Here is a 15229-nt window from a genome sequence, read left to right on the forward strand (position 1 = left end):
ACATGAAACATTTTCTTTTCTTCGCGCTGCTTGCTCTGAGTGCCGGAGTGACGGCAATGCTCAAAGCAGAGGATCTGCCGCTGAAATTCTCCCCCGCGGTGGGAAATCCGAATCCCGAGGAGATTTTCGTGATTCCGGAAGAGGACGGCAGCTTCATCGTCGCGATGGACACCAGAATGCGCTGGCCGCGCATCCGATTCAACTTTGCCGAAAATTCCCCCCGGCCGACTGCGGCGCACGAGGGGATCTGCGCCGACATCGAAAATCTTGATCCGGAACGGGAGTATTCGATCGAAATGGCGTTTGGAGGAGCCAAAGGGCTCGTGACAATCCCGCCTGGAGAACGGAGAACCATCACGGTGTATTACTCGCTGATCGCGCCAGGTGACGATGTTGTCAAACTTCCGCGCAATCTTCCGTCCGGGGCACCGGACGGAGTCGCGGGCGGAAAAAACGTCGATCCGTCCGAAATCAATTCAATCACGCTGATCGGGGCACTTGATCCCGGCAGACAGCGTTACCGGATTTCCAACTTCCGGGCGTTCGGTAACCGTCCGGAGAACCCCGCGCCGATCCGCGATCCGGAACGATTTTATCCCTTTGTCGACGATTATGGCCAATACATCCATGCCGACTGGCCGGAAAAAATTCACTCCGACGCCGATTTTGCCGAACGGCGCCGCCGGGAGGAAGCCTCCTGGCGGGAAGCGCCCCGGACCTGGGATCGCTTCGGCGGCTGGGCGGACGGACCGCAGCTGAAGGCAACCGGCTTTTTCCGAACGGAAAAATACCGGGGAAAATGGTATCTGGTCGATCCCGAGGGGAAACTCTTTTTCTCCAACGGTGTAAATGCGGTCAATCTGTCCGACTATTTCCGCGTAACGTCCGATGAGGCGAAAGCATTTCAAACCGCGGTGAACGGCAACCACGAGATCGAATTCATCCGTCGCAATCTAATCCGGAAATACGGCCGGGAATTTGAAACGGTCTATCCGGAAGTATTCCGCCGCAGGATGCAAAGCTGGGGACTCAACACCATCGGCAACTGGAGCGACGCCCTGATCTATCGGAACTCCCGCACTCCCTACACCATGGAGCTGCGCCTGAGCGGCGTGCCCTGGATCCGGAACAAGGCGAAACATTCCCGCATGCCGGACGTCTGGGATCCAGAATGCCGAAAAAAAATCGCCGAACTACCGACCCTGCCGAAAAATCGGTTTGCCGTGAACGATCCGTTCTGCATCGGCTTCTTCATCTGCAATGAAATCCCATTCGGAAACCGGGATGACGTGGCCCGGGCAATCTGGGAGTCTCCAGGGTCAGCCGCCCGGCAGGAGTGGAACCGTCGCCTCAGAGAACAATATGAGGCGATCGAAAAACTCAATGCCGCCTGGGGCTGCTCTTTCTCTTCCCGGGAGGAGGCTCAACAATCCTCCGAAGTGCCCCGAAACATGACCGCGGAATGCCGTGCCGACTTCAATCGCTTCAACGACGCCACGGTCGAAGAGTTCTTCAAGCTCTGCCGCGACACGATCAGGCGCAACGCCCCGAATCAGCTGTATCTGGGCAGTCGGCTCTTCTGCAACGACTATTTTGCGCAGGAACGCAATGCCATTGCCGGAAAATACTGCGATGTCGTATCTTACAACATCTACGGCTATACCATTGCTGGTTTTGCGCCGGAGGGGCTCGGGGATGTTCCAGTGCTGAATACCGAATATCATTTCGGCGTCCGGGATCGCGGGATGTTCTCCGCGGAGCTCTCTCCGGCCGGAAAAACCCAGCAGGACCGGGCCGCGGCATTGAAAGATTACTGGCGCACACTTCTTCGGAATCCGCGGATGGTTGGAGCACACTGGTTTCTCTATCAGGATCAGCCGCTGACCGGTCGCTGGCACTGGGGCGGGGAGAATTTCGCCGTCGGGCTGGTGGACGGCACGGATACCCCGTACGATGTTCTGGTCAACACGCTGCGCGAACTCGGAGAGACAATGTATGCGGCACGCGAAGAAACCGGACAGTGAAATCCGCCCGGACGCGCGAATCGAGGGGAACATTGAGGAGTTCCATCCACACCCGCACCCGATCCGCGCTCCCCTGCCCCGTCCGGACAGATTTTCCGTGGAGATCCATCCGATGAAATTCGGCCATTCTCCGCGGACACACGCCGGTCAGGACTGCAGCAGCAGCCGCCCGCCGTCAATCACATGGGAGGAGCCGGTGATGAATGCCGCCTTGTCCGAACAAAGGTAGAGAATGAAATCGACCAGTTCGATCGGTTCCGCCGCCCGTCCGAGCAGGGTCTTCATATTCGCCATGCCGGGCCGGGTCAGGACCGGTCCCGGAATCACGCAGCAGGCACGAACATTGTACGGAGCCCCCAGAATCGCCAGCGACTTCGTCATCCCTTTCATGGCGCTCTTCTCCGCCGAATAGTCGAGCGAGGGACCACCGCCCCCCTGTTCGCCCGTCACAGAGCCGAAGTTGATGATAACGCCGCGGCGGCGCTCCATCATGCCGCCGAGAATTGCCCGGCAGCAGTAGATGGCACCGCGCAGATTCACGTCGAGCCCCCAGTCGATCACCTCGATCGGGAGCTTTTCAAAACTGGCGTAGTTGTTGCAGCAGCGTCCGGACATGCCGCCGGCGCAGTTGAGCAGAATGTCGATCGATCCAAACGTCTCGACCGCGGTTTTCTCCGCCTGTTCGACTTCCGGATATCTGCGGATATCCACCACCAGCGGCAGGACTTTCCCGCCCGTGGCCCGGATGCCCTCCGCCGCCTCTTCCAGAGCGGCCCGGTTCACGTCACATAACACGACGTTCGCTCCGGCCTCCGCGAGTTTCTGCCCGGAGAGCAGCCCCATGCCGGACGCACCTCCGGTGATGAAAGCGGTTCTTCCTGCGAATTCCATTTGCCGACCTCCTTTGCACTGCTTAGCCGTTCGCGCCGATCCCCGACGCAACGGATCGTTTTCCGTCACTGCAATATAGTATATCCACTCTTTGTCATCACGACAAAGGCCGGTTGAAATTCTTTCTGAAAAAAATCGTGCAAACAGGAGGCCATTTTCACAAAATTCACCATATCATTGCAAATATGTCACAACCGGCAGATTCAGAGGTTCTTCGACGGTTCTTCGCGGCCTGGGGCCATGATTGATCCCCCAACCGGCACTTCAAGTGGAGCTGGATTCTCTGAAGAATGTTAATTTTTTATCGGTCACTCTTGTTATAAATCGATTTACCATTCTAAAAAAAATATCAAAAAAACTTTTATTTCGGTTGAAAAACAGATGAATCATGCTAGTTTTACTTTGTATTAAATTTTCTTTTCAATGCCCGAGGGGCGAATGTCGCAGGAGGAGTCTTATCACACGGCAGAATCAGGCGTCGAAATCATGTACGGCGCACTGCCGGAGTTTCAAAGTCCCGAAAATGCGGATTGATGCAATCCCGGTTTTATCCTAATCAATCACGGAGGTGCTATGCAGATTGAATTGCAGTTTTCTTCTTCCGGGGAGAATGTACTCTCATTCGACTATCAGTACGAACTGGCTTCCGCACTTTACCGGACGCTGACCGCCCGGGCGCCGGCGCTGGCAAAGGAGCTGCACGACGGAGCCCAGCGCAGCCGGATCAAACTCTTTGTATTTTCGCTCTTCAACAGTGAGCCGAAGCCGGAAGTGGTGAAACTGCCGGACGGACGCTGTGGACTGAAATTCGGGAAACGAGTCTGGATGCGATTCGGTTCCATCTGGCCGGAACTCCTTTATCAGATGGCCGATGCGCTGCAGCAGGCCGGGGAGTTGAACATCTGCGGACAGAAGTTTCATCTGGAATCGCTCGAAATGGTCAAAACCCCGGAGTTCCGGCCGGAGATGGTCTATCGTCCGTTCGGACAGGCCGGATTCATCGTATGTCCTTACAAGAAAGCGGGAAAGACCCTCTATCAGATGCCGGATGACTCCGAGCCGGGAATTCCCTCCTGCCGTGAACTCATCGCGGGGAACCTCAGGCACAAACTACTGCGGCTGCGGGAGATCCGCCCTGACATATTTGAAAACATCATGTCGATCGGCAACCTGAGCGCGGACGCGGTGTCGGAGCTGCCGATCCGGGTGGAATTCCTGCCGCTCTCGGAAACGTGCGCCTACCGGACGCGCCTCGTGCAGTTCAAGGGCGTGAACATCCGCGGATTCCGTGCGCCCGTGCGGATCACGGCACCGGAAGCGGTCCACCGGATCGTCTGGGAATCGGGCGCGGGCGCACTCAACTCCGGGGGGTGGGGAATGATGGAACTTGGGAGGCAGTAAGATGTTGCTGAAACGGATGGATGAGACGATCACGCAGGGTCTTTACGATCTGGACGCGGGGCCGCAGGAGGTGGACGCCTATGTCGCGGAGCCGTCGATGGGGGACGGCGTAATCCACTGGGAGATCGCCGCCAGCGGGATGGTGCCGCGCAGTCTGCTCCACTACGACGACACCCCGGACGCAAGCGTCAAATTCAACAGCAGCTGGCGGGACTTCTACGCCTCGGGCGCGGCGTTCGGGGAGAGACCGCTGTACAGCGGCAGTTCGACCTTTTTCGGCGGCGGCAAGCCGAACTTCGGCGGAGTCGCCAAAGCGGCGATCTATCTGCGCTATTCGGCGGGATTCCTGAACTGGCTCGAAGCGTTTGATCCGGAGACGGCCGCCCGTCTCCGGGAAGAGATTCCGGCATTCGAGGCGATGATGGAAAACGCCAGGACGAAAAAACTGCCGGCCGTATGGCATAAGTTCAAGGCGCCGCGCGACCAGTGGCCGCTGGTGAGCATCTGCCGGTTGAGCAACGGGAAACAGCTCGTGCTGTGGCTCCTGGCGGACGGGACAGATGACTGGACGCTTGACGAACTCGAGATCGACGCGGCGCGTTCCCGGGAAGTCATGGGATTTCTCGTGCCGCCGGAAGTTGCGGATCTGGAACTGGTTGCCGAGGAGTTTCAGGCAGGAAGCGGACTCGGGCGCAATGCGTTCGGGAAAGAGTACAAGCTCGATGCGATCCGCCACTCCGAATTCCACCGGCTGCTGGGCGTGATCCCGGAAAATTCGATCGACACCATCCGCGGACTCTGGGCCAACAAACTCGAGTATCGCGTGAAAGTCGCGCCGTCTCCGGATACTTCGACGCTGCTGTTTCTCCCGGAAAAAGATTGTCCTTACAGCGAACTCAAGACGATCATCGACGCGGAGAACAACAGGAAAACGCTCTATTTCGAGGAGAAAAAAAAGAAAAAGGCGGCAGCTGCTGCAAATGACGACCAGGAAAAAATTCATATCACTGCGCCGAACATCATTCCGACCATACGTTCCACGACGGTCTTTCTGACCAATCTGGAGGGCAGTACCAAGAAGAAACGCATTGTCCAGCAGATCTTTCCGTCGGTTTCGCTGGAGTATTTGCAGTACCTCAACGCGGAGTTGCTCCGCCTCTCCCCCGATTCTCCGCCGCTGCAGTATATTGTGGTCAACTACATGAAGCAGGCACTGACCGGGCAGGATGGCGACACGCCGAGCGTCTATCGTTACTGGACGGAGATCTTCACCCGGGCGCTGCAGAAACAGTTGATCTCGGGCCGCGAGGCGTATTTGAATTTTCAGCGGTTCTGCAAAAGCCAGAGCGGTGACAAGCTGATCGACAAACTCGGAGCGCGCAACTATTTCCAGTTGATCGGCAAGCTGTTGCGGCTTCAGCATCTGATCGCGACGGCCCGGACGGAGCCGGAACGGCTGCGAACGAACGAATTTCAAATGGAATTATCCCGGATCGAAAATTTCCACGACATAACAACAGGAGTATTCGGCATGAGAAGTTCAAGCAATCCCCCCACAACGCAATCGCTTCTCGGAGAGGCGGATGGGCTGTTGCGAGACTACGAGAGAAGCAAGTTTGAAAACTTTCTGCGCCTGGCCTGGTCCGGCGTGCCGGAAGAGGATTTCGCCGTCTTTGCCCGCGGCGCGCTGACCGGAATGCTGCTGCATGACCTCTGCTGGATGGTTCAGCAGCAGGGACGCTCGTTCTCCGCGACGCAGGGGCGTCATCCGTCCCGGCTGCGCGGCGAGGAGCTCTTCCGGGTGTTCGAGAAAGGAATCGGACTACTCATGAATCTGGACAAGGAACAGCTCTTCAACTGCCGACTGCTGCCGTTCCTGAAGTCGCTGGGTCCCGAGAGCCGCCGGGATGCGTTCAATTCCGGCCTGATTTGCGGTATGGTCTACTTCGAGAAGAAAAACGATAACAAGCAAGAAGAGGTGAATCATGATTAAAGTCAACTCCACGCTCCCCGCCGCCGGAAACGCCTACATCCTGTTCGGTTTTGAAGCCATCCAGGCGCGTCCGAATCTCGACCCGTACAGCAGCACGCTGCGGATGAACGACGAGACCGGCCAGGTATTCACGAGCGACGTCCATATCAAACACCATGTCCGTCGCGGCCTCAAAGCCTGTGCGATGGCGGAAAATCTGCCGCACGCCGCGGAAACGGTCTTTTATGAAAAAGAGGACGAAGAGGGCAATCCCTGCAATTTCAATTTGCGGCTGGAAAAAATCCGCAAGGCCGCCGGAATTGAAAAACCGGATATGAAAGATGCGCTGTACAACACGCTCGATCTGCCGCTGTTCGGCTATGTCCACGCAGTCAAACAGGAGAATTTCAACGTGACGAACGCGGCGAATACGCTGTTCCGCCCGGTGACGTTCCACGATTGCGAGATCTACTCCCTCGGCCGCAACAATGCGTTCCCGACCTTGGACAAGGACACGAAGCGCATCCGGGAGTCAGCCGGGTCGGCCACGGTCGATTCGCTGGAGTACGGTTTCTTCCTCGCGCTCTGGGAGATCAATCTCAACATGCTGCGGATCAACGCCTCCGGCAACAAGCTCATCAACTGGGAACAGGGCGGTGCGGCAAAATGGCTCGAACTGCTCGCGAACGGCATGTGGCGCGCTTACTCCAGCGATCGTTTCCCGTCATTCACGCAGCGTTCGCAGTTTGCACAGTTCGTTCTGGGGTGGCTGCCGACCGGCGACGTCAGCTACGCGAACCCGGCGTCGCTCTACGACCAGCTCGAAGAGAAGCGGATCAAAACCCACTCCGGCGCGGTCGCCGCACTGGAAAAACTCCTGCCGGGCTACCTCGCCGGCTGGGACTGCCGCAATGAAACCGTCTTTCTCAAACATCAGGCGGCCAACTTCCCGGTGGAGCTGCCGGGAGCCGGAGCATGAGCATTCTGATCTTTGAACTCAGCGGCGACATGGCGTTGTGGCGCAACGTCTACGACTCCATGGGCAGCTACTCCTGCCTCGGCCCGGCGCCGAGCAATCTCGCGGGAATCTGCGGGGCGGCGCTCGGCTTCGCCTCGCCGCGCTCACAGGCTGCGGGAGAACAGGACGCGAAAGCGCTCAAACTCCTGGACAGGAAAGGGATGCCGTGGCCGGTATCACCGGAACTTCTCGCCTGGGAGGAGGCGAACGACTTCCGCGTCGCCTGCCGCTGGGCCGGGAAATTTCCGGTGCGCGCGCCGTGGAACGTCAACGGCTGCAAAGAGATCGGGAAAGGGGAAAATCTGCGGATCCAGCAGCAGGTGATTCTCGACCCCGTCTATGAAGTCGCCGTACAGCTGCCGGATCCCGAGGCGGAACGCCTGGCCGCGGCACTGAGGACTCCGGCGTTTCCGCTCTCGCTCGGAGCGGCGTTTTGCCGGGCGATCGTGCGGCGGATCCGGCTCGCCGGGGCGCTGCCCGAGTCTGCCGACTGGGCGTTCCGGCTCGACGGCATTCCGCTCGGGGAAGCGGTTCCGTTCTCCCGGCATATCGTGAATCCGGAAGAGTGCTTCGAGCGGATCGAGAGCGACGGTTACTGGGTTTACCCGACGGCGGAACATCCCGGGGTAAAACAGGATAACCCGTTCGTAAAAGGATGGATCCGCAAGGAAAAGGAGGCTGCGGATTGAAACTCTTCAGCCATGGGGAGAACTCCGATCTGCGCGAACACCTCGCGGAGGTCATGACCGCCGCGGAGACGCCGGAAGAACGGATCATCTGCGCCTGCCACGACCTCGGCAAAGCGACGAAAGCGTGGCAGGCGTACATCACGGGGAAGCTCCCGGAGTCGCCGCACCATCACGCCGCTGCGGGCGGGGTGTTTGCCGCATTGCTGCTGCTCGAACGCGGCGGCGATGAGTCGGCGTACTGGGCGCTTGTCGCACTTCACGCAGGCGCGGCGCACCACACAATGCTGCAGCAGCTCGGGCCCATGCAGCTGAACGATCTTCCGGCGGTGGCGGGAGACGCGCAGGCGAAAGCGTTCGCGCTGGACCGGGAGTCCGGGATCGCCTCGCTGCTCCCGGAGCTGCCGGCTTCCGTGCTGGAAGCGGCGTGGCGGCGTCTGGAAAGAATCGCCCCGGCGGGGGCCGGAGAGGCGCGGGGAGAGCTCAACCGGGAATGCCGGACGCTCCCGCCGGAACGACGGCTGCGGGCCTATCTGCACAGCCGGTCGCTGCTCGGTCGGCTCTGTCTCCAGGATCACCGGTCAGCGGCGCGGCAGTCGGGGAAGGAGGTCGAAGTCTCTTCATGGCGGAACGCATTCCCGGATCGGGAGTTCCGGCCGCGCCCGCAGCGGGAGTTTTCCGGGCATTCCGGGATTGCCGAACTCCGGACCCGGCTGCGGGACTCCTTTCTGGAGGCGGTCAAAGAGGACGGGATCTTCTACTTCATCGACGCCCCGACCGGACTCGGCAAAACCGAAGCGATGCTGCGCGGGGCGGAAAACCTCCTCGCGCGCGAAAATTTCCGGCGAATTGTCTTTGCCGTGCCGCAGGTGTCGGTGGCCGATCAGGTGTTCGAGGATTATTTTTCCAGGTGTGACGCCCGGATCTGGAATTACCGCCGGCGCGAATCGCATACCGCCTCCGGAGAAGCCGCCGAAACGCGGCGCGGCAATGGTGCAGATGCCGAAGCACTTGAAATCGAAGAGCATCCATTTTCCAGCTCCTACAATGTCACGACATTCAATCAGGTGCTGCTTGCGATGTGCCATCCGGCCCGGAACCGGTGCATCCGTGGACTCGGGCTGCATGATGCGGTCGTGATTCTGGATGAATTTCATAAACTGCCGCAGGTGATTCTGCCTTTCTTCTTCCGGGCAGCGCGGGAGTATGCGAAAGAGAATCACTGCCGGTTCATCCTCGGCTCGGCGACACCGCTGGAACCGTTCCCGTTCTGGGACTTGCAGGATTCGAGAAGAATCCCTGCCGCTGTGACCGCACCGGTTTACAGCGCTCCCGAAATCGACAACCGCAGGCTCTATCGGAGTCTGGGCGCCCTCACCGTCGATGAACTCGGGGAAAAGATCGAGGCATTCCACGCCGTCGATGATCGGAATCTGCTCGTCGTGGTCAATCTGGTCGGACGGGGGAGTTGGCCGCTGCGCCGTTTTTTCGACCGGAAGTTTCAACCGTGGCGTCAGCTTGAGGAGCTTCGCGCTCCGGGGAGCGGGCGGATCATCGTCTGGCTGGACGGGCTCGTCCCGCCGGGCCTGCGCCGGGAACTGGTCCTCGCCTGCCGCGAGGCGATGAAACTGCGCCCGGTCACGCTGATCTCAACTCAGATGGTTGAAGTCGGCGTCGACCTTGATTTCGACGCGGCGCTGATCGACTATCAGGGGATCGCCGCAACGATTCAGCGGGGCGGCCGCGTCGGTCGGAACGGGAGGCCGGAACCATGTGAGGTCAATGTATTTACCTTGATCGACGATACCGGAAAAAGCTCCCGGGAACGACTCCTTGATGTGCAGGCGAAGTATGACTCCCGATTGAAAGTCACTCCTTTCGACCAGATTTACAGCAAGGAAACGCATTTCCTGTCGCTCGAAGAGAGGTTTTTCCGGAACTGGAAAGCGGAGACGACATTGCGAGACTCCGATCTGACAGCGCAACTATCTGATATTCAACGCAAAATATTCTCCCGTCTTACCGTAACCGGGCTGCTGGAGAAATGGTTGTTTCTCTCTGAATTCCAGCCGCAGGCGCTCGGCTGCACATTCGAGAAAGCGCAATGGGTGGCGGAACTCTTCGACTCCGAGAGCGGAAGCGAATTGATTCTGGTGGAGTCGCAGGAGATCCTCGACCGGCTTTCCCTGCTGAACCGCCGAATCCAATCCAACGAGAGCACCCCGGAGGAACGCCGGGAATTTCTGGCGCTTCAGAGCGACCGGAAGATCGCGCCCTCATCGGCCATCCTCCCGGAGCTCGGACTCGGCGAACCCGTCGGGCTGATCTCGTATCCGGACGAATTGCCGGTCTATCTGGTGGATGCGATGATTCTGTGAGAGGTGAGTCATGGAATATACGGGCACTGATTTGAACTATCTTCACGTCTGTCCCCGGAAGCTCTGGCTTTTCCGGCACGGGATCCGACTCGAGCAGGGAAACGAGCTGGTTCAGCTCGGCGTCCTGCTCGGAGAAGAGAGCTTTTCCCGGCAGGAGAAAGAGATCGCCATCGGCGAAGCCGGCGTGCTGGACTGGGCCGATTTCAAAGACGGCGTGATCCATGAGACCAAACACGGCAAAGCCCCCGGCGATGGAGATGAAGCGCAGGTGCGCTATTACCTCTACTACCTCAACGCCCACGGAATCCGGGCTGATCAGGCGGTCATTCACTACCCGAAAAAACGGGAAACCGTGACAGTGGAATGGAACGAAGAGGCCTCCCGGTTGACTGAAGCTGATCTGAAAACCTGTGAGGCGGTTGTTTCCGGGCCGATTCCGGCGGCGGAACGCCGTCCTTACTGCAAACATTGCGCTTATGAGGAGATGTGTTTTGTATGAATCTCTATCTGACCAGAGCGGGCCGCCTCCGGCGACAGGACAACACTCTGCGCTTTGAAACTGTTACCCTGCCACCGGAGGAAGAATACCCGGAGCAGGAAACCGAAAGCGGTGAACTCGACGAAAAAGCCGCCGCCGCAGTCAATATTCTGCCGGTGGAGAGCATTGAAGCGGTCTATGTCTTCGGTGAGATCACCCTGAATTCAAGACTCATCAACTTCCTGAACAGCAGAAAGATACCGATTCACTTCTTCAACTGGTTCGGACATCATACCGGGACACTGCTGCCGCATGCGGAACAACTCAGCGGAGACTTGGTGATCCGGCAGGCGGAGGCGTACCGGAATCCGGAGGAACGGCTCATCATCTGCCGGGCACTGCTCGAAGCGACGTTTCACAACATCCGGTCGATCCTGCTCTACTACCAGCGCCGGAAAGGGGGATTGGAAGAGGCGGCCGAAACGGTCGAACAGCTTGCGGGACGGTTGCGTGAATGCTCGACGCCGGAAGAGTTGATGGGTGTGGAGGGAAATGTCCGGCGCATCTATTATCAGGCCTGGAGCGTCTGGCTGGGAGACGCGGGGAAACCGTTCAAACGGGTTTATCATCCGCCGGACAACCCGCTCAATGCGTTGCTTTCGTTTCTGAACAGTCTTCTGTATACGGCCTGCGTAAGTGAGCTTTACCGGACGGCATTGTATCCGGGGATTTCCTATCTTCATACGCCGCAGACCCGCCGTTTTTCGCTGGCGCTGGATCTGGTGGAGCCATTCAAGCCGCTGATCGTGGATCGTCTGCTGTTCCGGCTCTGGGGCTGCCGAATGGTCGGAGACCGGGACTTCCGCAGACACAGCAATGGTTTTCTTCTGACGGATGAGGCGCGCCGGAAAATTCTGCAGGAGTGGGATCAGGAGTTGCGCCGGACGATACAATGTCCGGCCTTGAACCGTTCGGTTTCCTACCGTCAGTTGCTGCGACTGGACTGCTACAAGCTCGTGAATCATCTGCTGGAGGGGCGGGAATACAAACCTTACCGGATGAAGTATTGAAATGTACCTCATCATCGTCTACGATACGGAACATGATAACTGCGTCAAGCTGCACAAACTTTTGAAGAAACATCTCTTCTGGAATCAGAATTCCGTGTTTGAGGGGAGTGTAACGCGAGCTCAATTTGCGCGGATCAAGAAATTGCTGAATGACATTCGGGCGCAGAACAGTCATATCACGTTTTACTCCATTGAGAGTGAAAAACTGCTGCATCGGGAGGAGTTGGGAGAAGCCAGAGGAAACACGTCAAACATTCTTTGAACAGCGGGAATTTGGGTTTAAATTGATTTAACTATTTCACGGGAAATAAATTGCACGAATGAATACCGACAGAAAATCCGGAGACACGGAGCTGAAGATATTCGGGTTGTTTGACAATTACAATATTTGATTTTTTCAGGGAGAATGCTATATTATTCAAGGAGTTCCGCAAAAGAACGCCAAATCATTGAAATCCGAGCAAGCGGCCGCAGCTGCAGCCATTTGCACGGGTCCCCCTCCCACCCTAGTGGATTAGAAACTTTTTTGCGCCTCCGCATACGGTTGTGGCTGGGAGTCCCCCTCCCACCCTAGTGGATTAGAAACCGATTACCGGCTTTGCCGGGAATCCGGCAGCGTCCAGTCCCCCTCCCACCCTAGTGGATTAGAAACTTCCTCTTCAAGCGGGCGCTTCTGCTCGGCGTTCCGTCCCCCTCCCACCCTAGTGGATTAGAAACTCGTCGTTATCCTGCATTGCAATTTCTCGCGCGTTCGTCCCCCTCCCACCCTAGTGGATTAGAAACACGACGACGTTGAACCAGCTGTCGAGACAGCTGGAGTCCCCCTCCCACCCTAGTGGATTAGAAACAGTTTCTCTTCAGCCTCCTGAACTTCCGTTCCTCCCTGTCCCCCTCCCACCCTAGTGGATTAGAAACACCGGCAGGGAGTTCCGCGCGAGAAACTGCTTGCAAGTCCCCCTCCCACCCTAGTGGATTAGAAACACGGAGTGAACGACGCGGGCGAGAACTCCGCGTCGGCGTCCCCCTCCCACCCTAGTGGATTAGAAACTAGACCCTCGCAGTTTCATCCGCTCCCCAGAATCCAGTCCCCCTCCCACCCTAGTGGATTAGAAACTGGCATCCCCGGTCATGAATCTTCCGACCTGCATCTGAGTCCCCCTCCCACCCTAGTGGATTAGAAACCTCGTACCGGATTTTCCCCGCCCCGCTCCAGTTCAGTCCCCCTCCCACCCTAGTGGATTAGAAACTTCGATAATAGCGTCAAAGAATGCCGCCTCGTTGTCGTCCCCCTCCCACCCTAGTGGATTAGAAACAAACTAACAAACGCTGTTGTAGATCAGCTTGTCGAGTCCCCCTCCCACCCTAGTGGATTAGAAACCTCCGGATGGTCGAACGTATCAGCTGGACATTACTCAGTCCCCCTCCCACCCTAGTGGATTAGAAACAGCAAATATGGATAACGCTGTGCTTTCGGGCGGACGTCCCCCTCCCACCCTAGTGGATTAGAAACGCAATCAAAGAAGCCATTACAATCACTATGAACGAAAGTCCCCCTCCCACCCTAGTGGATTAGAAACGCCGGCAAGACACGTCCCGCGCATGTCGTAGCCACGTCTCCCTCCCACCCTAGTGGATTAGAAACTTCTCGTGAAGAGATTATCGACCGATGCCGCCGGGGTCTCCCTCCCACCCTAGTGGATTAGAAACATTGATCGCACGGAATACCCGCTTCCGTTCCTCATCGGTCTCCCTCCCACCCTAGTGGATTAGAAACCGTTTGCGCCGAGTGCGCGGCGTGGATCGATGAGCAGTCTCCCTCCCACCCTAGTGGATTAGAAACAAGGTCACTTTTGAGGAAGTTTCGCTCGTGGGAAACCGTCTCCCTCCCACCCTAGTGGATTAGAAATGATCAGGAAAATCAATATTCTCGACTTTGTGCGCAAAGTCCCCCTCCCACCCTAGTGGATTAGAAACTCACACTCGGAGAAGGACAGAGCAAGACTGATCCGTCGCAGTCCCCCTCCCACCCTAGTGGATTAGAAACACTACTGGATGGGGAAGGAGCAGGGGAAACGGCGACTGTCCCCCTCCCACCCTAGTGGATTAGAAACAGGGAGCATGTTAAAGTGAGTCACTTTTCAGATTTGTCCCCCTCCCACCCTAGTGGATTAGAAACACCGTGAATGCCCCCGTGTTGTGGCTGCATCCCGAGTCCCCCTCCCACCCTAGTGGATTAGAAACAGGGAAGAGGGCGATACGCGGCGGCTCATCCCCGGAGGTCCCCCTCCCACCCTAGTGGATTAGAAACCGGCTGATGGTTGTAGAGCAGGATCGGGCGGCCCTGTCCCCCTCCCACCCTAGTGGATTAGAAACATGGCGACCGTGTCGGACATTGCATCGAAGCTGATTGGTCTCCCTCCCACCCTAGTGGATTAGAAACCGTTTGACCGCGAGATAGGCAAGCTGCTGTTTCGGAGTCCCCCTCCCACCCTAGTGGATTAGAAACTCATGAAAATGGGGATGCTTGCGGCGGCGTTGATGGAGTCCCCCTCCCACCCTAGTGGATTAGAAACCGACTCTGCTGTAGACTTCGCAACGTTCTCCACACGTCCCCCTCCCACCCTAGTGGATTAGAAACTCAAAGGTGTATGAAATGGGGAAAAAATTTGAAGAAAGTCCCCCTCCCACCCTAGTGGATTAGAAACAAGTGCATAGCCGCCGACGGGGGGATCGTGTTTACGTCCCCCTCCCACCCTAGTGGATTAGAAACCGTATTTCTGAGTGATGGAATTCATATTCTCAATTCGTCCCCCTCCCACCCTAGTGGATTAGAAACGGAGGGAGGAAACGCATGAAATTTTTCATCAATAACGTCCCCCTCCCACCCTAGTGGATTAGAAACCCAGTTCAGTCGGCGGCGCGGACGGCGCAATTCGATTCGTCCCCCTCCCACCCTAGTGGATTAGAAACCCGATTCCCTACGCAAAATTGAGAATCCGGCTCATGGTCCCCCTCCCACCCTAGTGGATTAGAAACTCGAATACCTTTGCAGAGCTGAAAGCAAGTTCTCAGTCCCCCTCCCACCCTAGTGGATTAGAAACTACAGACTTCCCGGAACTGAACGCATGAGTGCGCGTGTCCCCCTCCCACCCTAGTGGATTAGAAACTTCCGAGAGTAACGTGCAAAACGCGGCTCGTTTTCGGGTCCCCCTCCCACCCTAGTGGATTAGTAACTGAGCCAATTTCAAAAGTATTGGCTCTCTCGTGTTAATCACTTGTTTTTTCGTGCGTCAAAACCGTTTCGGCGCACT

10 protein-coding genes and 1 CRISPR repeat array are annotated in these 15229 nt (G+C 57.4%); of the genes, 9 read left to right on the forward strand and 1 reads right to left on the reverse strand.

The genetic code is table 11. The features are described 5' to 3' along the window. Positions 1-2 precede the first annotated feature (2 nt). On the forward strand, positions 3-2024 hold the full coding sequence (locus Q0J85_RS12695) for a beta-galactosidase (RefSeq protein ID WP_294482305.1): 2022 nt from the start codon (positions 3-5) through the stop codon (positions 2022-2024). A 147-nt stretch (positions 2025-2171) separates the two neighbouring features. Here the strand turns inward: Q0J85_RS12695 and Q0J85_RS12700 are convergent, their stop codons facing one another. Then, positions 2172-2915, reverse strand: a complete 744-nt coding sequence (locus tag Q0J85_RS12700; protein WP_294482311.1) for an SDR family NAD(P)-dependent oxidoreductase — start codon at positions 2913-2915, stop codon at positions 2172-2174. Between the two features lie 573 nt (positions 2916-3488). Between Q0J85_RS12700 and Q0J85_RS12705 the strand changes: the two genes are divergently transcribed. Genes Q0J85_RS12705 through cas2 form a run of 8 tightly spaced genes read left to right on the forward strand, consistent with a single transcriptional unit; the run spans position 3489 to position 12180 of the window. Then, entirely contained in the window at positions 3489-4316 is an 828-nt protein-coding gene (locus tag Q0J85_RS12705; protein WP_294482317.1) for a CRISPR-associated endoribonuclease Cas6, read from the forward strand. A gap of 1 nt (position 4317) precedes the next feature. Continuing rightward, positions 4318-6309: a hypothetical protein gene (locus Q0J85_RS12710; protein ID WP_294482318.1), complete on the forward strand. Its 1992-nt coding sequence runs from the start codon at positions 4318-4320 to the stop codon at positions 6307-6309. Further along, positions 6302-7267, forward strand: coding sequence for a type I CRISPR-associated protein Cas7 (locus tag Q0J85_RS12715; protein ID WP_294482319.1), 966 nt, complete (start codon positions 6302-6304; stop codon positions 7265-7267). The genes Q0J85_RS12710 and Q0J85_RS12715 overlap by 8 nt, the downstream gene beginning before the upstream one ends. Beyond that, positions 7264-7995 (forward strand): CRISPR-associated protein Cas5, encoded by a 732-nt coding sequence (gene cas5, locus Q0J85_RS12720; protein ID WP_294482320.1) that lies wholly within the window; start codon positions 7264-7266, stop codon positions 7993-7995. Before Q0J85_RS12715 ends, cas5 begins: the two co-directional genes overlap by 4 nt. Next, entirely contained in the window at positions 7992-10370 is a 2379-nt protein-coding gene (locus tag Q0J85_RS12725; RefSeq protein ID WP_294482321.1) for a CRISPR-associated endonuclease Cas3'', read from the forward strand. Before cas5 ends, Q0J85_RS12725 begins: the two co-directional genes overlap by 4 nt. A gap of 10 nt (positions 10371-10380) precedes the next feature. Beyond that, positions 10381-10869 carry a CRISPR-associated protein Cas4 gene (gene cas4, locus Q0J85_RS12730; RefSeq protein ID WP_294482322.1) on the forward strand — a complete coding sequence of 163 codons (489 nt, stop codon included), beginning with the start codon at positions 10381-10383 and terminating at the stop codon, positions 10867-10869. Then, positions 10866-11918, forward strand: coding sequence for a type I-B CRISPR-associated endonuclease Cas1b (cas1b, locus tag Q0J85_RS12735; RefSeq protein ID WP_294482323.1), 1053 nt, complete (start codon positions 10866-10868; stop codon positions 11916-11918). Before cas4 ends, cas1b begins: the two co-directional genes overlap by 4 nt. A gap of 1 nt (position 11919) precedes the next feature. Continuing rightward, positions 11920-12180, forward strand: a complete 261-nt coding sequence (gene cas2, locus Q0J85_RS12740; RefSeq protein WP_294482324.1) for a CRISPR-associated endonuclease Cas2 — start codon at positions 11920-11922, stop codon at positions 12178-12180. A gap of 230 nt (positions 12181-12410) precedes the next feature. Further along, positions 12411-15152: direct repeats of the CRISPR family, unit length 30 nt; unit sequence GTCCCCCTCCCACCCTAGTGGATTAGAAAC. Positions 15153-15229 lie beyond the last annotated feature (77 nt).

This window comes from uncultured Victivallis sp., from assembly GCA_944389935.1.
Taxonomy (GTDB): domain Bacteria; phylum Verrucomicrobiota; class Lentisphaeria; order Victivallales; family Victivallaceae; genus Victivallis.